This is a genomic window from Streptococcus mitis (assembly GCF_001281025.1).
GTDB lineage: Bacteria > Bacillota > Bacilli > Lactobacillales > Streptococcaceae > Streptococcus > Streptococcus mitis_AK.
This window is the reverse complement of sequence record NZ_CP012646.1, coordinates 1,833,238-1,852,853: the sequence shown is the minus strand read 5'-3', so window position 1 is coordinate 1,852,853 and position 19,616 is coordinate 1,833,238. Positions and strand designations below refer to the sequence as shown.

The following is a 19,616-nucleotide window of genomic DNA, read 5'->3' as shown; positions in this document are numbered from 1 at the left end:
GAAAAACTTGTTTAAAAATAAATAAAAAATGAAACGTTTCAAAAAGGAGGAAAAATATGCGTAAAGGTACAATGTTATCTGTTGTTGCGGGGCTATCGTTAGCTATACTTGCAGGTTGTAGTGGAGGAACTAACTCAAAACAAGCGAGTTCTTCAAATGATATTAAAGTCTGGGTACAATTCTCTGACGAAACCAATGAAGGAAAAGCTTGGCAAAAAGTTGTTGATAACTTTAATCAATCAGGAAAAAGTAAGTACAAGGTTGTAACTGAGTATATTCCTCGTAGTGGTAGTGGTGGAGGATATGAAGACAAGGTTAATGCTGCTATCACGACTAATAGTCTTCCAGATGTTATTACCCTTGATGGACCAAATACGGCAGCTTATGCAAAATCTAAAGTGATTACTCCGCTAGATGATTATCTAAAAGATAATAATATGGATGATGTTTTGGACAGTATTAAACAACAAGGAACTTATGATGGCAAATTCTATGCATTTGGATTTTCTGAATCGAATGTTGGTGTTTATTACAACAAAAAAATGTTCAAAGAGGCCGGAATTGCGGAATCAGAGCTTCCAACGCTAGAAAAGCCATGGACATGGGATGAATTTAATACGATTGCTAAAAAATTGAAAGATCATTATAACAAACCGGCAATTGATTTTCGTATTAATTCAAACGATGAAATGTTACCATATGCTTATATGCCGTTGATTTGGTCAAATAATGGTTCTGTCGTAAACGAAGATGGAACAAAGGCAGAAGGATACTTCAACTCAAAAGAGAGTGTAGAAGCAGTTCAATTCATTCAAAATCTTGTAAAAGAAGGTTACACAACTGTTAGTCCAGTCGAAAAAGGTTTTGAAACAGGAGAGTATCCAATGCTTTTGAGTGGTTCTTGGACGATTGCTGACATGAATACAAACTACAAAGATATTGATTTTGGTATCCTTCCTTACCCAGTATCTAGTAAGACGAAAAAATTAGTATCCCCTTCAGGTAGTTGGCAATTAGCTGTTACGACAAAATCTGATAAAAAAGAGGCAGCATCTGAATTTGTTAAATTTGCTACAAATACAGAATCAAGTGAAATTATTAGCTTGGGGAATTCGGTCCTTCCGATTCGTAAATCTACAATTGAAAATATCAAAGATAAAGTGTCCGAACCAATGCGTTTCTTGATGGAACAAAATTCAAAAACAGCTCATGCTCGCCCAGTTGTCGTAGCATATCCTCAGGTTTCTCGTGCTTTTCAACAAGCAATGCAAGATATTAGCTATTATGAAGAAAATCCAAATGTGCAAAAAGTCTTGGATACTCGTACAAAAGAAATGCAAACTGCTATTGATCAGTCGCTCAAATAATCTGTAAAAAGGAAGGAGGAAGGAAAATGTTTGGAACTACCTTCCCCTTTCTTGTTAATAGCCTAGTTTGATATATATGATTAAAGGAGATGGATATGAGTAAAGAAACTGTTGTGGATACAAAAAGACGTGAAAAAATAAAGGATAACATACTAGGTTATAGTTTTTTAGCTCCAGCTTTAATTTTATTAGGTATCTTTTTAGTAATTCCAGTTGGAATGGTCATTTATTACGCTTTTACAGATTATTATTTGTTGACACCAGATGAAAGAAAATTTGTTGGACTTGAAAATTTTATTCGATTAATAAAGGATCCGATTTTCTTAAAGAGCTTCTTGAATACGTTGAAATTTGTTGTTTGGATTATTCCAGTTCAATTGGGAGCAGCCTTAGGAATGGCTTTGATTGTTAATAAAAAGCGCAAAGGGAATATGTTTTTTAAAGTGGCTTTTTTTGCTCCAGTTGTCATGTCCTTGGTAGTTATTTCTATTCTTTGGCTTTATCTTTTAAATCCAAATAGTGGCTTATTAAATGCTATTTTAAATAAGGTAGGTATTGCTTCTCAACCTTTCTTGACTAGTCCTAAACAAGCTATGTATGCAATTGTTTTTGTTTCTGCTTGGCAGGGTGCAGGTTATCAGATGCTTTTATTTTTAGGAGGAATGCAGAATATTCCACAAGATGTCTATGAAGCTGCTGAATTAGATGGATTCTCAAAATGGGCTCAGTTTCGTTATATCACGATGCCTCTACTAAAACCAACAGCCCTGTTTGTATTGTTAACAACTTTAATTTCTGCTTTTAAGCTGATTGTACAACCAATGGTTATGACGCAAGGTGGGCCATTAAACTCAACAATTACTATGGTGTACTATATTTATCAACAAGGTTTTACTGATCGTCTTGTAGGATATTCTAGCTCAATCGCTTTAGTATTTACAACGTTAATTGGTATGATTAGCTTAGTACAACGTCGCGTTCTGAAGGAGGATGACTAAGATGAAACGATTTAAACCAACAACAATCTTAGAATATATTCTGTTAACTTTATTGGCAGGACTCTTCCTTTTTCCTATGGTTTGGATGGTAGTTTCAGCTATGAAGCCAGAAGCGGATGTTTATAAAAATTTGACTAGTTGGCAAGCCTTCTTACCAAGTTTAAATCCCGCTGATTGGTTTAAACCTTATCAGGAAGTATTTGAGCGCTTTAGTATTTTTACATATCTAGGGAACAGCATTTTTTATGCTGGAACGTTTGCTATTGGTTCTATTATTGTCAATGCACTGGCCGGTTTCGCTTTTGCAAAAGTAAATTTTTCAGGTAAGAAAATTTTGTTTGGTTTCTTACTTGCTTTACTTATTATTCCAGTAGAAACTGTGTTAATTCCACAATTTACCATTATCAATTCCTTAGGTTTGGTCAATAATCGTCTTGCAGTTATTATTCCAGGATTGGCGAGTGTATTTAATATTTACTTATTTAGGAATTTCTTTATTGCAATTCCAGAAGAGATTCTTGAGTCTGCAAAGATGGACGGAGCAAGTATCGTTAGAATTTTCTTTAGAATTATGCTTCCAATGTCTAAACCTGCAGTTGCTACAGTTGGTGTTTTATCATTTATTTCAAGCTGGAATGATTATATTTGGCCATTGATGGTTTTGACAGATTCTTCTAAATTTTCAATGCAGGTTGCAATTACAACTATTAATACAACTCAACCAGTTTATATCAATCAGGTAATGGCTGTATTAACTATTTCAACGATTCCGTTGATTTTGGTCTATGTAGTCGCTCAGAAATATATTGTTCAAGGTCTGGGTGGTTCCGGAACTGGAATAAAATAGGATATACTTATGATAAATAAAACATTTACAGTAGAAAAAGCCAATCGTTTTATAGCAGAAAATAAACATCTCGTAAATACTCAATATAAGCCTGAAGAACATTTTTCAGCTGAGATTGGTTGGATCAATGATCCAAATGGATTTGTCTATTTTCGTGGAGAATACCATCTCTTTTATCAATTCTATCCATATAATAGTGTTTGGGGGCCTATGCACTGGGGACATGCTAAAAGTAAGGACTTGGTGACTTGGGAGCACTTGCCAGTGGCACTTGCTCCTGACCAAGATTATGACCGAAATGGTTGCTTCTCAGGCTCTGCCATTGTCAAGGATGATCGCCTCTGGCTCATGTACACTGGACATATCGAAGAAGAAACAGGTGTTCGTCAAGTTCAAAATATGGCATTTTCAGATGACGGGATTCACTTTGAAAAGATTGAACAAAATCCAGTCGCAACTGGAGCAGATTTGCCAGATGAGTTGATTGCTGCTGATTTCCGTGATCCAAAACTCTTTGAAAAAGATGGACGCTATTACTCCGTAGTAGCTGCCAAACACAAGGATAATGTAGGCTGTATCGTTCTACTAGGGTCCGATAACCTAGTAGAATGGCAGTTCGAATCCATCTTTTTAAAAGGGGTAGAACATCAAGGCTTTATGTGGGAATGCCCAGATTACTTCGAGTTAGATGGGAAAGATTGCCTTATTATGTCACCCATGCGTTATCAGCGTGAGGGAGACTCATATCATAACATCAACTCATCGGTTTTGTTCACGGGTAAGGTAGATTGGGGAGAAAAACGTTTTATCCCAGAATCAGTTCAAGAAATTGATCATGGTCAAGACTTCTATGCGCCTCAAACATTGTTGGATGATCAAAATCGTCTTATCCTGATTGCTTGGATGCAGACATGGGGGCGTACCCTTCCAACCCATGACCAAGAACACAAATGGGCATGTGCCATGACTTTACCTAGAATTCTAAGATTGGAAGATGGCAAACTAAGACAATTCCCTGTTAAAAAAGGCCAATATCAAATCCAAATAGATAAAAATTGTCATTACCACTTAGGAAATGATACAGATTATCTTGAATTTGGTTATGACAGTAATGCGCAGCAAGTTTACATTGATCGTAGCCATCTTGTTCAAAAAATTCTAGGTGAAGAAGAAAAGGACACTAGTCGACGGTATGTAGATATTGAAGCTAAAGAATTGGAAGTTGTTCTAGATAAAAATTCCATCGAGATTTTTGTCAATCAAGGTGAAGCAAGCTTGACTGCAACTTATTACTTAACAGTGCCAGCTGAGCTATCACGAATTGATTAAAAATTAAGTTATTTCTCCTAAAGAAAAAGTTCTCTTTCTAGCAAAATGGAAAGAGAACTTTTTTCTAATTAAGCAGAGCAGATTTCTGTTTAAATAACTCAATTTTATCATCACAGTAATCGATTAAATCTCGAGCTTTCTCAAAAGTATAGCCTTTTTCAGATACAGATTTCACTTTCTTCTCATCAAAATAATAGCCTGTCAAACCAGTGACTTCTTCTGATAAGGTGAGGTAGTAGCCTGTTTTAATTCCCTAGTCTAGATTTTTGGAAAATGACTTCATCAAGCGTCCAAAGAGAGACTTTTTCGTCTTTTCATCACTGGAATCATTCCCTAAGTTGGTTGAAATCAAGCCAGGATGGTAAGAATTGACGGTGATGCTTGAACCACTTAAAAAGAAGTCTCTGGACAGATAACGTGTCATCCAAATAGTGTAAAGTTTGGAATTATTGTAGGCCAATCCGGGATTATAGTTGTTCTCAAATCCAAAGTCTAAATCCTTGACCTTGGCAAAATGATGCATATAGGAAGAAGTATTAATGACACGGCCGTCAGCCGCTTTTTCTAACAAGGGACTTAGCTCAGTTGTTAAAATATAAGGAACCAGAACAGATAGCATAAAAGTCAACTCGACATTTTCAGCACTCGCTTTTCGTTCTTTTCCGGCATACAGGCCTGCATTGTTAAACAAGACATCAATACTTTGAAATTCTCTCTTGATTTCCTCTACAAATCGATAAACATCGTCTAATTTTGAAAAATCTGCCAAGTAGCTAGAAACTCTCCCTCTCAAGGAAACTGCCCGAACCTCTTGAAGCACCAGCTCAAGTTTTTGGGGATTTCGACCATGGAGGATGACATGATGCCCTTTACTGGCCAATTTCTTTGCCAAATGTTTACCGATACCGTCAGTAGCACCTGTAATCAGAATCGTTTTGACCATATTAGTCCTCCAAGAAAGCCAGTAGTTCTTTTGAAAATTCGTCTGCATATTGGAAAATCGAACCGTGGCCAGCATTTGGATAGATGATGAGTTTACTATTTTTGATTTTTTCATGCATGTGATAAGAATTTTCCGTTGGAACCTGCATACCCTTATCCCCGTTGACGATTAAGGTTGGTTGGGTGATGAATTGAAGGTCGTCCTGCGAATCTTTTCCCCAACGTTTAATAGCTTTGAGTTGAGTTAGGAATCCTGGTAGGTTCATGTCTTTATCCGCAAATTCCTTTGTTCTTATAACCCATTCGTCCTAGGACTTTCAAAGCTTCAATTTTCCCTTGTTCATCATGATTATAGAAGATATAGCGTTTAGGATCGATGCGCTCGAGTCCCGCTTTAAACATATAGTTAAAGGTTTTCCCTGTGACCTTATCGACCTCTTTTCCGCCTCGAGGTCCTGTTCCAGCCAAGATTAAACGATTGACTAGAGTAGGATTTATTCTGATGATTTCTTGGGCAATCATATCTCCCATAGAAAGGCCAAGAAGATTGATTTTATCGTAACCAAGCGCTTTTACAAAGTCAATTGTCTGCTTAGCCATTCCAGGAATCGTCGGAGCAACTTTGCCCTGACTGGCTCCTACTCCAGGAAGATCGACTACAATGACATGGTGCTTTTCAGCAATCAAGTCTAAGAGTTTAGGATCCCAGTTATCGAGAGTTGCTGTCAAATGGACCAGCATCAGAAGAGGTAGTTTTGATTTACTTTTACTAAGTTCGCGATAAGCTATTTTGTTCCCGTCGACTGTGATGTATTGATTTTTAGTTGTAAGATATGACATTGTGTTTTCCTTTTTATTTCTTAAAGCTGAGGACTGTTTTTCCACGTGAGCGACCATTAGCGACCTTGTCTAATGCGCTATTTACCTCTTCAAATGGATAAACTGTATCGATAGAGGGTTTGATTTCTAATTTACTAAAGAGGTCAGCTACCTCTTGTAATTGAGCGCCATTGCTTTCTACAAAGATAAAATGGTAGTGGACGCCATATTTTTCCGCCATCTTATCAAATTTGCGACCTGCTAGGCCTAGAATAATCTGTTTCCATTTTGGTAGATTCATGCGTTTGGCAAAGGCACCGTTTGGCATGGCACGAAGTGAAACAAGATGACCACCTTTTTTCATGATAGACATTTGTTTTTCAGTTTCAGCTCCACCGAGAGTATCGAGGACATAATCCACCTGACTAACAGTTTTTGTATAATCCTCTGTTTTGTAATCGATAAATCTATCTGCTCCTAGTTTCAACACACGCTCAGCACTATCTCCAGAACCGTTTATAATGACCTTCAAACCTTTGGCCTTGGCAATTGGAATGGCCATTCCACCAACTCCTCCAGTACCACCAGAAATAAAGATCGTTTTCCCAGCTTGAGCGCCCATGAGGTCAAGAGCCTGCATGATAGTCAAGGCAGTAAGAGGAACAGCAGCAGTTTCCTCGTCTGATAGATAGTCTGGAGCCTTGGCTAAGGCTTGGCTATCGACAGCTACGTATTCTGCAAAGGCGCCGATATGATCAAGTGGCAGACGGCCAAAAACTCGGTCTCCGACTTTGAAATTTTTGACTTGTCTACCTGTCGCCTCAACGATTCCAACCACTTCGTTACCTGCAGTTTGAGGAAGTTTGTAAGGAACAATCATCTTAACCTCACCACGAGAGATCATGTTATCGAGAGGATTAACCCCGGCTGCGGTGACTTTAACTAAAACTTCTTTTTCTGTAATACTTGGTTTAGCGATTTCTGTGATGTTCAGTGTGATATTATTTTTGTTATAAGTAGTGTGTTGTGCGGCTTTCATGTGTTTTCTCTTTTCTTTTTTAATATGATTATTATACCTGTATCTGATACAAGTATATGTTATTTCCAGTAAAAACTGACTTGTTATCAAATCAGTTTCGGACTTGTTTGGCTTGTTTATATAGATTGTCAATGACATCTTCTAAAGTTTGATTTGCTAATTCCTCCTCTAATTGAGATTCGGCACTAGCGAAAAGCGGTGAAACTGCTCCTTGGATATGTTTTCCAACGGGACAATCGGGATTACTATTTTGATGAACAGGGAATAAACTAATATGATTGATTTCTTGAGTAGCATAGTAGATCTCTAGTAAAGTCATTTTCTTTGGAGGCTTACTGAGTTGATAGCCTGTTTTTCCTTGCTGGGAATGAATCAAATTTGCATTTTTCAATAAGGAAATCACCTTTCGAATATAACTAGCGTTAGTCCCAACACTAATAGCTAGTGCTTGAGAACTTAATGTTTCCTTGCTTTCATTAATCATTGTTAAGATATGCAAAGCAACTGAGAATTTTGTATCCATATGAATCCCTCTCTTAATAAACTTGTATCAGATACAAGAACAAGTATATCAAAAATAAAAAGAAAAGCAAGACTTTTGTTTTAAATTTTTTAAAATTTTAAGTGCAATCAGATTAGAGCTGTCTGGAAAGGGTGTTCACAAAATTATATCTTTACTATCCATTGGTAGAACAAAAGTAGAACAGATACACAAAAAAGCCTAGTAAATCAAGGCTTTTTCCTGTTGTATTTAGATGCCCCCTACAGGGATTTGGAAAGGACTTTCATATTGAGAGCAATTAAAAATATTGAAATATAAGTGATTTTAGGTATTTTCAATGTCATGATTTAAAAATGGGACAAAAGTGGGGCAAAAACCATACAGATTCTAAACTGTATGGTTCTTTTTTTATCTAACCAAGAAAGGTTAAAACTTATTAAAACAAATGCAATCAACTGTTGAAAACTTTTTAGTCCGTGTAATATAAAAACAAGTAAAAAGTTGAACTATAGGGAATATTGTGTCATAATAGGTAATAGATGAATAATTAATAGATTGGAAATAATGCTTTCTTACCTTAACAAGTTGAATTGGTTATACATTTTTTCGTCGCAATTGTGTCTATCTCTCGAGTTTAGCTAGTTTTTATAAGCTCTGGTTTCTAATCAATATAACAAATTTTAGAAGTGCATAAGACAAGATGGTGACATTACTACAGTCATTTCTAGTCACCATATGTTGCTGGCACAGGCTGTTTGTAGTGTTGGCTATTTACTAGTCAGTTTAATCGGAGTGTTTAATTTTTATTGTTGAAAGGTTTTTATATGGCGAAAATTCTATCTTTAGGTCTGACAGGTAAGAAATTACTTGCTCAGGGGTTCTTGTTTGTTCTGCTAGGTCTCATCTTGATGGTCACGGGGACTTGGTTGCCAGTAACAGTTATTCGCCTGGTTCTGTTTTTAGCTTGGATAGCAACGGTCGTAGATTTGCTATTAAGAGTTTTCAAAAAAAGCCAGTCAACGGATACCTTGGGAGTTGCACTGGTTAAATTGTTAGTGCTGGGATATTTGCTTGGCTCCAATCTTGCGACGGATGTGCCGATTTATATTTTGGCTCTTGTGATTGGAGTTTATCAGATTTTTCATGCTAGTATTAACCTTGTCACCTATGTTCTCTACCGCAAAAACAAAATTCGACCTCGTTTTCGTCTCTTACTAGATGGACTCGTACTAGTTTTTCTTGGTGGGACTAGTCTTTTGTCCTCTACAGGAAATTCTGTCTTTCAACTCTTTGTATTAGGGGCTTATTTTTTCCTTTATGGTCTGTCCAATATCCGTGACGGTTTCTTATTTGAAGGGGAAATTGGGAAAAACCATCTCAAACGTCGTATTAGAATTAGCTTACCTATTGTCCTAGCCGCTCTCATCCCTGCAAGAACTTTAGCAAAAATCAACAAATTCATGCAGGAAAATGCTGATGAGAGAGAGGATATCCATCTTGGAATGGTGAAGTCTGGTAAGACAGCGGAGCTTGAAATTTTTGTTCATACAGCTGAGACCTCTCTGTTTTCGGCAATTGGTCATGTGGATATCTGCTATCAAGGCCGTGTTATTTCTTATGGCAACTATGATCCGTCTTCTGAGACCTTATTTGGCATGGTAGGAGATGGTGTCTTATATTTCTGTGATCGTGACAAGTACATTGACCTATGTAAACGTGAGAGTCAAAAAACGCTTTTTGGTTATGGGATAGATTTGACGCCTGAAATGGAAAAAGCAGTTCAGAAAAAGTTGGCTGAATTGAAACAACTGACGATTCCATGGGAGCCAAGTGCAGATAAAATCATGACAGGTGATGGTAAGGAAGACTACACCTACGCTTATAAAATCAGACATGAGACAGATGGGGAACTTTATAAATTTATCAAATCTAAGTTTAAATCCTACTTTGTCTTATCTACAAACTGTGTGCTCTTGGCTGATACCATAGTCGGTCAGGCTGGCACCGATATCCTCTCACCCAAAGGATTTATCGCACCAGGAACTTACCAAGCTTACCTTGACCGAGAGTTTGAAAAACCAAATAGTATAGTCGTATCTAAACATGTTTATTAAGGAGAATTTATGAATTTAGTAAAAAAATACACCCCATTAATACTTTTTATAGGGCTGGTTACTCTTGTAATTCTGAATGCATCAAGCTTTATATCAGGGGCAGTATCTCTCTTTGAAGTAACTTCTACCTTGATTTATGGTGCTGTCATTGCTTTTGTGCTTAATGTTCCTATGAAAAAAATTGAACAGTACTTAGTTAAATTGAAGGTAAAGGCAGGGTTGCGCCGTCCGATTGCTATGGTGCTTGTTTTCCTATCTCTTATCTTAATCGTGATCTGTCTTTTGGTTTTGGTGCTTCCAACCCTTGCTCAGACTATTAGTCAGCTGGGAGCAGTCCTTTCAACAGTCCTGACTCAACTTGGGAAATTGCTAGACAGCTCGGAATTTGTAACCAAAGACATGCTGTCAACTATCGTATCAGGAATTCAGGGACAGTCTAGCTCTATTAGTCAAGCTTTGATAACCTTCTTATCCGGTCTGACTAGTAATATCGGCAATATTTTTTCAAGTATAATGAATGCCTTTCTGATTATAGTATTTACCTTTTTATTTTTATCCAGTAAGGAACATCTGGCAGCGATGACGAGTAGACTTCTAAAAGTTATATTTCCAGAGAAAGTGGTGACAAAGTTAACTTACATTGGACAAGTAGCACTAGAGACTTATGACCAATTTTTGATGAGTCAGCTGATTGAAGCAGTCATCATAGGAGTTATGATAGCGGTTGGCTACAGCCTGTTTGGACTACCTTATGGGGTAATGACAGGTATATTTGCAGGAGTGCTATCGTTCATTCCTTATGTAGGGCCTATGATTGCTTGTGTTGTGGGAGCGATTTTTATCTTCACAGTGAGTCCTACTCAAGCCTTACTTTCTCTTCTTCTATATCAAGTTATACAGCTGATTGAAGGAAACCTTATTTATCCTAGAGTTGTAGGTCAATCTATTGGTTTGCCAGCTATTTTCACGCTTGCGGCTGCTAGTATTGGAGGCAATCTCTTTGGCTTACTTGGGATGATATTCTTTACACCGATATTTGCTGTTATCTATCGACTGGTTAAAGAATTTGTCGTTGCAAAGGAAAATCAGCTAGATTAAGAAAAACTAAATTTAATAAGATATACTGAGAAGAGAGTGAGAGATTCTCTTCTCTTTTATTTTTAAATACTTTTCTACAAAAAGCTATTAGACGTTAAAAAAAGCCTTGGTTTCAAGGCTTATTTCTGTTGATTTAGATGTGCCCCCTGCAGGGCTCGAACCTGCGCCCCATAGCTTAAGAGTCTACTGCTCTACCAACTGAGCTAAGGAGGCAACAGAAAAAGCTGAGAATGTAACTTCCCAGCTATTTTAATATGCCCAAAATGGCAGCTAGATTATTTACGAAAGGCATCAAGGATATAGGTGAAACCAACAATTAAAAATGCAAAGGCAACGACATAAACGACAAAGACACTTGTAGCTACTGGATTGAACAAAATCACTAGACCTAGTAAAAATGCAAGCAACGCTATCCACATGATATGGTTGCCAATAATAGGGAAAATCAATCCCAGACGATTGCCTTTAAAGAAAACTATAATGGCTTCTACAATTAACCAAATTCCTAAAATAGTTGGAATGACAACTGGCAGCGTCACAAAGCCATAGGCAACGAGGTAAAGAGCTAAGAGAAGATTAACAATCCCTTGGAAAAGATGAGCTGGTGAGCGAAGCTCTTTTGGTACAGAGAAATAGCCTAAAATAGCTGCTATAGAAGAAACCAGTAAACCAAATGCAATCCACCAGCTGTAAGCAACAAGATTAGCTACTGGGTTTGTAAATAGGAAAAGTCCTAAAAGGACAAAAACAACTCCTGCAAGGAATAGCGATAAACGATTAGAAAATTTCATTTCAATACCCCCTATATAGTATAGTATAGTTTGATAATAAAAATATTATACACCTTTTTAGAGGAAATATCAATAAACAAAATGGAAAATTTGGAAGTTTCAGTCTGATTTATGAAAAGAAAATCAGTTTTTATTATTTTGAAAATAAAAAGAGAAGATAAAATTTGTCTTCTCTACATGAAAATATTGTATGGCATCAAAGCAAAAGTAACTGGCTTTACACTATTTGTAAAGATGTAATTTGATTCAAAAAGAAAAGATAGATTTAAAATGTGGGACAAATGATGGGGTAAATCAGTTATAGACAAGCAAAAAAAGCCCTGAAATCAAGGCTTTTTCCTGTTGATTTAGATGCCCCCTACAGTCGATTTAGAGTTAAAATAAGTAAAAATGAGTAACAAAAATATTGATAAATCAAGGTTTTGCCACTCTCTAAATTGCCTGTAAAAATAAAAGGTAGAACAAAAGTAGAACATTTTCTATCTTATTTCTTTAAGGATAAGTATCAAGGCATCTAAGACTCGGGAGCGTTGTTCAGTTGGAAGAGTTTTTAATTCATCAACAAGTATAGAAATTTTTGGGTCTTCTTCTTTTAACTGTATATCAAAGAATGTATCTAAATCTACTTCTAATGCTTCCATTACTTTCTCTAGCGTTTGAATCTTTAAGTTAGTTGAAAGATTTTCTAATTTGTAGATATAATTAGTACCCAAATCAGCCATCTCTTCTAGTTGTTCTTGAGTATATCCTCTTTCTAAACGTAATAGACGGATTCTTTTAGAGATGTAATCTTGAAGATTGTTTTTGTTATTTGTCATGTAGTACCTCGCTACTTACATGATACAGTCAAAATGGTACAAATTTTAGACTTTTTAAAGTTATTTTATATATAAAAAACCTTTAAAGGTTGTTTTGTGGTATAATAAGTTTATAAAGAAAAAAGAGGAAACAATATGAAAAAATCAACAATCGCAATGACAGCAGCCGCAGCTGCTACAGTTTCTCTATTTAACACAGTAGGCGCAGAAGAAGTCGCTCCAAAATCAGTGAATGTGGAAGCGCCAAAGGCGGAAGTTGTGGAAACAACTGCTCCTGCGGTAGCGACAAAAGAAGAGGTTGCTACAAAAGAAGCAGAAGCTAAGAAAGCGGATCAAGATGTTGTAGAAGCAAAACAGGCGGTCAAAGATGCCAAGCGTGCTACAAATGAAGCGGATTCTCTTGTCAATGAGAAAACAGAAGCTGTGAAAAAAGCAGAGGATTTTGCGAAAAAGGCAAGCCCAGCAGTTATTACAGAAGCGGAGAAAGCAGTAGTTAAGGCAGAAGCAAAAGTTCCTGCAAAAGCAGAAGCTCTTAAAAATGCAGAAGCAAAAGCTACAGAAGCAAGTCAAGCGGTATCTGCACAAGAAGCGGTTGTAGCAGAAAAAGAAGATACTCAAGCTACAAAAGAAAAAGCACTTACAAGTGCTACAGAAGCGGTTCAAATCGCCACAGACGCGGTTAATGGCAAAGGCTTGGAAAATGCCAAAGAAGCACAAAAAGAAGCCGTAGAAGCCGAAAAAACAAGCAAACAAGCGCAAACAGATGCAGAAACTGCTCTTAAAGAAGCAGAAAAAGCAAATCAAGCTACAAAAGCGCAAATCAAGAATACACAAGCAGATATTGCTACAAAAACCCAAGCGGTATCAGATGCTAAGGCAGAACAAGAAAAGGCAGACAAAGCAGTAACAGACCTAACTGCTGAGTATAACCAAGCGGTATCTGCTTTGAAAGCTATTCAAAATACAAAACAAGGTACAATTACTTTAGCTCCTAAGTTTATTGAAGCTGTAAAAGCTCGTGTAGCTCTCTTGAAAGCAGTTGAAAATGGAGAATACAACGATCGTTTAGATGAAGTTCCTGTTAAGTTTAAAGAAACTCGTGCAGAAATTTTGAAAACTCAATTGGAAAATGCTCAAATCAATCATTTTGTACCTGTAGAATCTGATTCTAAAGATACTAAGAAATATGATTTGAATAGTCTACCAGAAGATTTTAAACGTGATTTGACTCTCTATGCAGCAGACCTAACAAATCAAATGCGTCGTCAACTTGGTTTGTCTGATGTGAAAGTGACTGAGGATTCGTTCCATTTTGCAGATAAAATTGCACGTGAATACGAAAAAGACGGTGTTACTCCTGAGTTGCTAGATAGCTACCGTGCTAAGAAAAATGGTCATGGTCACTATGCTGTTGGTATCAATAAAGTTGCTAAAGAGTATGGTTTGAATGATGGCATGTCTGAAACTGACCGTAAAGAGGGAGAAGGTCGAGGGCTTCAAAGTTATGAGAATTCAGTAAACTTTATTGAAACTAATCCTAAGAAGAAGTTTGAATTAGAATACTTAACTAAGTCAGAAATTCGTACTAAACTCTATGAGTCTTTGGTTATGTTTGTATCTACAGAAAATGATTATGGACATACTCGTGGTACACTTGGTTTTGAAAAAGGTGACACTACTCTTTATTACGGAGGTTTTGGTGCTAGTCAAGTAGCAGGTATGTATACTTTGCACACAGTACCGGGTATCCCAGAAACATTCATGGCTAACTCAACTTTTAGTCGTACAGAAGTGGAAAATCCATATACTAAAGCTAGAGACACAGATAGTGTTAAAAAAGCTGAGGATTTGGTAGCTACTAAAAAAGCAGAAAAAGCACAAGCAGAAGAAACTCTTAAAACTGCTAACCAAACTGTAGCTGAAGCAGAAACTGCATTGCAAACTGCAAACTCAAACTTGAAAGCACAAGAAGCGAAGTTGGTAGATACAGTAGCCTTGAAACAAGCTCTTCAATCTGCTACAACAACTCATAATCAAGCAGTTGTTGCTCTTTCAAATGCCAATGCCTTGGTTGCTACCTTGTCTGCTACAAAGGCAGATAAAGAAGCGAAGTTGGCAGAGTTGAAAGCAACTGCAAAACAAGCAGAGAAAGAGTTTAACCAAGCAAAAGCAGAAACAAAAGCAGAGAAAGCAACTCTTTCTTCTCTTCAAGCAAAAGCAGAAGAAGCTACCAAAGCGGTATCCGTTGCCAAAGAAGCACTTAACCAAGCAAAAGCACAAGTTGTTTCTTCAAAAGAGTTGGTTCAAGATTTGAAAGTTGCTGCAAAAGAGCTTGAAACTCGCAAGGCAGAGTTGAAAGATGCAGAAGAAGCGCTCAAAGAAGCAAAAGCAAACCAAGCAACTGCGCAAGAAACACTTGAAGCAAAAGAAAAAGAAGCCAAAGAAGCGAACAAGGCTTATGCGACAGCAAAAGCAAGTTATGAAGCAGAAGAATTGAAGAAACATCCTGTAACAGATAAGGGTATCCCTGAAGTTCGTCCAGCTCTTCCAGAGTTTGTACTTCCAACAACTCCATCTGTTCCAAGTGTTCCTAATGCACCTGTTTCTCCTGTAGCTCCTGTTGTTCCTGTTGTTTCAACAACTTCACGTGTTGAAGTTCCTGTTGTGAATAACAATGGTGGGGTGTCTGGCCAAGATAAAGCCAAAGTAGATGTAGTTGCCAAACAAAAAACGGAAACTAAGAATACAAAAGATTCTCAAGCTGGTAACTGGATTGAGTCAGCTGGTCGCTGGTGGTATCAGCACGAAGACGGTTCCTACACTAGCAACGGTTGGGAACAAATCAAGGGTACATGGTATTACTTTGACAATACAGGCTGGATGCAAACTGGCTGGGTCAAAACTGGTGGCTCATGGTATTACTTGAATGAAACAGGTTCACTGGCTACAGGCTGGGTCAAAGACAATGGCACATGGTACTATCTTAAAGAAAATGGTAAAATGGCTACTGGTTGGGTAAAAGATAATAATACATGGTATTATCTTGATAGCGCTGGAGCTATGAAAACAGGCTGGTTTACAGTTTCTGGTAAATGGTACTATGCCTATAGTTCAGGAGCTTTAGCAGTGAATACTACTACACCAGATGGCTATACGGTCAATGCCAATGGTGAGTGGGTATAAAGATAAAATTGTAATAATAAAAAGAGAGAGCCAAATCGCTCTCTTTTTTTTTGAATTTAGTAGTAAATTACGCTAAGTGATATGATTATAAAAATAAATATTTTAATAATTATTTATTGTTTTCTACATCTTCAATTATACTTATCAAACCCCTCTCTCTCATATATACTTCAAAATCTTCCATACTCATCATATGTTCTATATATTCAATTATGCTTGTAAAACCCATCTTTCTCATATATACTTCAAAATCTTCCATACTCATCATATGTTCTGTATATTCAGTTATGCTTGTAAAACCCATCTTTCTCATATATACTTCAAACTCTGCCTCTTCATCTATAATAGCAAGTAAATAAGTTTTAAACTTGATAAGTAATTTATGGGGTGAAGGTGATTTAATTTCTGTTTGAAGTGTATCATTAATCTGATTAATTACATTAGAGGTTAAAAATTTCTTATTTCTTATCTCTTTAGGTAATTTATTTTGTAGTTTTGGTTCTAGTTCAATTTTTAGGTATTTTTTAAGATTAAAAACTAGTTCAAGTATTTCCACTAGGATAAGTAGAGACTGTGTAGGGAGTATATTTAAAAAATTATAGATTGTATTTAGTGATTTTTCTTTATTAAAAGATGCACTATTAAAATCTTTACTAGACTCAACATTTTTAAAGTTTTCAATTAATCCATCAATTAGCTTAGCCCATGATTTTATATCTAAGTCTACTATTGTTTGATTGATATCAAGAAATAAATGTAGTGTTAGATTTTTTCCAGATAATTCAGAAGAATATTGAATAATAGAATTAGATATTATTTCCAAATTCCTTGGTTCTAATTCTTTAAAAAATGATTGCAGTAAATCTAGTTTATTACTTCTATTTATAGGATAACTGAGACTTTTTGGCAAATCGGTTAATCCTTCATAGATACGAAATTCATCGAACAGTTTGAAAGACGTTGGTATGTTACGTATATGTTTTATGTAAACTTCCTTTGTTGTTCTCGTTCTAACTTTATTTTGGAAATTTTTAGAACGTTGAATCCAGTTATATAACGTTTTTTCAGAATTCGGAGCATCTCCTTTAAAATATTCATCAAGAAATGCTTTATCCGTCAGATCTTTATTGTCTTCTCTCAGTATTCTGACTATAGTATAGAAAATATTGACGTTGCTAATAAATTTAGAAAATAATTCGTTGTTTTCTAAATTACGGTAGTCACTTTTTTTTTTCATCTTATTGAATAAGTGATTAAGCAAAATTCTATTGCTTTCATCACTTCTATATAGTAAAAATTCATTAAAAATATTTTCTTGGGAAATCATGACCGATACTCCTTGTTTATTATTTTGCTTATTATAACATAATATGAATTGGATTCAATGTAAAATAAGAGAAGTATTTTTATATAAATAAATTTTTATTTTACCGAATCTCGTTCTTGTTTTGGGTTAAAATAAACTTGTAAAATACATTTAGCGTTTTACACAATCTATAGTAAAGAGGATGTGGTTAATATGAAGTAGAAGAACTATATAATTTCACTAATACGTGCTTCTATATAATAGAATGTTTTGATTATAACATAAGCTGAATTGAATGCAATGTAAAATAAGAGAAGTATTTTTATATAAATAAATTTTTATTTTACTGAATTACGTTTTTGTTTTGGGTTAAAATGAACTTGTAAAATACATTTAGTGTTTTCAAGATTTATAGAAAGGATGTGATTAATATGAAGTAGAAGAGGTATGTAATTTCGCTATTTTCACTACTATGTGATTCTCTACATATATTAGTAGAAATGTTAATGAATAGAGATAGAAAAGAGAACAATCATGAATTGTTTAACATTACAGACAGCAGGTTTACTACTTGGTGTCTCAGATAGTAAAGATTTTGAGACAGCTGTTGTAGTTGGTGCGACTTTCCAGATTGGGAGCCGGACAGCAAATGGAAGGTTTACAACACATTCAATTAAAGTTATGAATGTAAATGCTAGCGACTTTATAAAGTATTTAGATAGTGTAGTTACATTAACACTTTCAAATACTACAATTAGCTCGTATATTTCAGGGAATAGTGCTTCTTTATCAATTAAAGCAGACTCTGTAAAAGTCTCTCAAGCCAGCTGAGGTACTTAATATGTTTAAAAACAAGTATAGAGTAGCAATAGATTATTTCAAAAAACGTACAGAGTTAGAGAAGTTTTTACTAATTCTTGTGTCGTTAGCTTTATTGATTAGCTTTATTTATGCTTTACCAGCTATTTTGGATCTTTTATTAAAAATGGTTGTTTTACTGCTTATAGCGTTACCGTTTGCTGTGTGGGTTGGTTTGAATACAAAACGAGAAGAAGTTTACTATGATAATAGCAAACTCTCTCTGTGTTTCAAACAAATTGTAAGTAGATTGGATTCAGACTCTAAAAATCGTTATCTTTTTCAAAAATGGCAAGCAGTTCGAGCGAGCAAGAAAAAAACTGCAAAAATTATTGAAGTAGTGTGTGTGACAGATTCAAATGTAAAAGACTTCAACTCTAATGAAGTTGAAGCTCAAATAAATATTTATTTGTCAGAGTTTCTTGAAAATCATGCTATGACATCAACAAACGCTGAAAGCTTTTCGTGTCAATCAGTAGCAGTAGCCGAGTATAATAACGTGAACTATCTATTTATACGCTTTTTGCTTGCTGTTAATGGGAATGAAGCTAGTTCTTTCAAGAAAGAATTAGATGTATATAAAGCTAAACAAGAAAAAATAGTGCAGGTAGAGGATAGTGATTTCAGTAATTAATGCTGTACTAGATGCTGAGTTATTGAAGAGAGGAATTCACTTTCCTCTCCCAATAGATGTAAAAAAACCACATTTAGCAATTTTTGGTTCGAGTGGAAGCGGTAAGACATATGCAAGTCAGTTACTACTTGCAAAAGCAGTTTTGAGCTCTGCAAAATTAGTTGTCGCAGACTTCAAAGGAGATTTAGAGTTTTCATTTCTTGAGAATCAGGAGCATTTTTATAGATTTGAAAGAGTAGGATTGTTCTTTGATTTTGTATCTGATACTTTGCTGAAAAACAGGCAATCTGGACAAGATGAAAGTAGAAGTCTAATCATATGTTTTATTGATGAGATGAGTGCGTATTTTACGATGCTAGAAAAGAAGGAACGTGATACTAGGATTAGACAACTTTCAAGGATTTTGATGCTTGGTAGATCTTTTAATATTCATGTTTGGATTAGTCAGCAAAGACCAGATGCGGAATATTTTGGTAAGTCGAGAGAAAATATACATAATATTCTACTTCTTGGGTCATTCAGTAAAGAAGTATTAAATATGTTAATAAGCGATGAGAAAGATGTAGTAAATCGTAAACATTCTAGAGGTAGGGGATATCTCATTAGTTCTGGAGAAGCAACTAAAGAAATAGTTGTTCCGATTTATAATGTAGCTAAAGTTCAGAGCAAGATTTTAGAGGGTATGTATAAGAGTAGTGAGGCAGTTGACTCTGAGTAGCCCGTGGCGAAGCAGAATGTCTTACTGCCTCGCTCGGCTCTGCCGAGCAGTAGGGGGATATGTAATAACCCCCGTTCCATTGTCACCTAAATTCTTTGCTTTAGAAATCCCACTTTAGGGAAAGAACTTCTCTCTACTTTAAAAAGCTCTCAAATCAAGTCTTTTCGTACTTGATAAAACTTAGGGTGCTTATTCCTTGAAATAGTGGAATAATTAAAATATAGAAATTTCGCTACTCAAGTAATAGTTAACA

General features: G+C 35.8%; 15 protein-coding genes, 1 tRNA gene and 2 pseudogenes. 10 read left to right on the top strand and 8 right to left on the bottom strand.

What is annotated here, in order from left to right; genetic code table 11:
• Positions 1-56: 56 nt before the first annotated feature.
• The 4 genes from RN80_RS09125 (at position 57) to RN80_RS09110 (ending at position 4,541) form a co-directional block, all read left to right on the top strand.
• Positions 57-1,367: an ABC transporter substrate-binding protein gene (locus RN80_RS09125; protein ID WP_060628702.1), complete on the top strand. Its 1,311-nt coding sequence runs from the start codon at positions 57-59 to the stop codon at positions 1,365-1,367.
• Positions 1,368-1,462: 95 nt separating this feature from the next.
• Positions 1,463-2,365 (top strand): carbohydrate ABC transporter permease, encoded by a 903-nt coding sequence (locus RN80_RS09120; RefSeq protein ID WP_000032530.1) that lies wholly within the window; start codon positions 1,463-1,465, stop codon positions 2,363-2,365.
• A 1-nt stretch (position 2,366) separates the two neighbouring features.
• Complete coding sequence (locus RN80_RS09115) at positions 2,367-3,212, top strand: carbohydrate ABC transporter permease (RefSeq protein WP_000819520.1); 846 nt, start codon at positions 2,367-2,369, stop codon at positions 3,210-3,212.
• A gap of 9 nt (positions 3,213-3,221) precedes the next feature.
• Positions 3,222-4,541: a glycoside hydrolase family 32 protein gene (locus tag RN80_RS09110; RefSeq protein WP_060628701.1), complete on the top strand. Its 1,320-nt coding sequence runs from the start codon at positions 3,222-3,224 to the stop codon at positions 4,539-4,541.
• Positions 4,542-4,605: 64 nt separating this feature from the next.
• Here the strand turns inward: RN80_RS09110 and RN80_RS09105 are convergent.
• The 4 genes and pseudogenes from RN80_RS09105 to RN80_RS09090 form a co-directional block, all read right to left on the bottom strand.
• Positions 4,606-5,484: pseudogene (locus RN80_RS09105) on the bottom strand (SDR family NAD(P)-dependent oxidoreductase).
• Between the two features lies 1 nt (position 5,485).
• A pseudogene (locus RN80_RS09100) lies at positions 5,486-6,323 on the bottom strand (alpha/beta fold hydrolase).
• Between the two features lie 13 nt (positions 6,324-6,336).
• Positions 6,337-7,341, bottom strand: a complete 1,005-nt coding sequence (locus RN80_RS09095) for an NADP-dependent oxidoreductase (RefSeq protein WP_060628700.1) — start codon at positions 7,339-7,341, stop codon at positions 6,337-6,339.
• Between the two features lie 91 nt (positions 7,342-7,432).
• A complete protein-coding gene (locus RN80_RS09090; RefSeq protein ID WP_060628699.1) occupies positions 7,433-7,864 on the bottom strand; it encodes an Rrf2 family transcriptional regulator in 432 nt (143 codons plus the stop codon).
• An 803-nt stretch (positions 7,865-8,667) separates the two neighbouring features.
• Between RN80_RS09090 and RN80_RS09085 the strand changes: the two genes are divergently transcribed.
• Together RN80_RS09085 and RN80_RS09080 are read left to right on the top strand one after the other, a co-directional pair.
• Positions 8,668-9,957: a hypothetical protein gene (locus RN80_RS09085; protein ID WP_001062791.1), complete on the top strand. Its 1,290-nt coding sequence runs from the start codon at positions 8,668-8,670 to the stop codon at positions 9,955-9,957.
• A gap of 9 nt (positions 9,958-9,966) precedes the next feature.
• Positions 9,967-11,055, top strand: coding sequence for an AI-2E family transporter (locus RN80_RS09080; protein ID WP_060628698.1), 1,089 nt, complete (start codon positions 9,967-9,969; stop codon positions 11,053-11,055).
• Positions 11,056-11,195: 140 nt separating this feature from the next.
• Here the strand turns inward: RN80_RS09080 and RN80_RS09075 are convergent.
• From RN80_RS09075 to RN80_RS09065, 3 genes are all read right to left on the bottom strand, one after another.
• Positions 11,196-11,268, bottom strand: a tRNA-Lys gene (locus RN80_RS09075).
• A 62-nt stretch (positions 11,269-11,330) separates the two neighbouring features.
• Entirely contained in the window at positions 11,331-11,846 is a 516-nt protein-coding gene (locus tag RN80_RS09070; protein WP_000672744.1) for a DUF308 domain-containing protein, read from the bottom strand.
• Positions 11,847-12,325: 479 nt separating this feature from the next.
• Positions 12,326-12,664 carry a helix-turn-helix domain-containing protein gene (locus RN80_RS09065; protein WP_060628697.1) on the bottom strand — a complete coding sequence of 113 codons (339 nt, stop codon included), beginning with the start codon at positions 12,662-12,664 and terminating at the stop codon, positions 12,326-12,328.
• Positions 12,665-12,799: 135 nt separating this feature from the next.
• On the opposite strand from RN80_RS09065, the gene RN80_RS10185 reads away from it, so the two are divergent.
• Complete coding sequence (locus RN80_RS10185) at positions 12,800-15,847, top strand: SEC10/PgrA surface exclusion domain-containing protein (protein ID WP_060628696.1); 3,048 nt, start codon at positions 12,800-12,802, stop codon at positions 15,845-15,847.
• A gap of 109 nt (positions 15,848-15,956) precedes the next feature.
• Here the strand turns inward: RN80_RS10185 and RN80_RS09055 are convergent, their stop codons facing one another.
• Entirely contained in the window at positions 15,957-17,174 is a 1,218-nt protein-coding gene (locus RN80_RS09055; RefSeq protein WP_060628695.1) for a hypothetical protein, read from the bottom strand.
• 513 nt (positions 17,175-17,687) lie between these two features.
• Here RN80_RS09055 and RN80_RS09050 point away from each other — a divergent pair.
• The 3 genes from RN80_RS09050 to RN80_RS09040 are packed head-to-tail and all read left to right on the top strand — an operon-like array spanning position 17,688 to position 19,363.
• Positions 17,688-17,984, top strand: coding sequence for a hypothetical protein (locus RN80_RS09050; protein WP_060628694.1), 297 nt, complete (start codon positions 17,688-17,690; stop codon positions 17,982-17,984).
• 10 nt (positions 17,985-17,994) lie between these two features.
• Positions 17,995-18,645, top strand: coding sequence for a hypothetical protein (locus RN80_RS09045; RefSeq protein ID WP_060628693.1), 651 nt, complete (start codon positions 17,995-17,997; stop codon positions 18,643-18,645).
• Positions 18,629-19,363, top strand: coding sequence for a type IV secretory system conjugative DNA transfer family protein (locus tag RN80_RS09040; RefSeq protein WP_060628692.1), 735 nt, complete (start codon positions 18,629-18,631; stop codon positions 19,361-19,363). The genes RN80_RS09045 and RN80_RS09040 overlap by 17 nt, the downstream gene beginning before the upstream one ends.
• Positions 19,364-19,616: the final 253 nt, after the last annotated feature.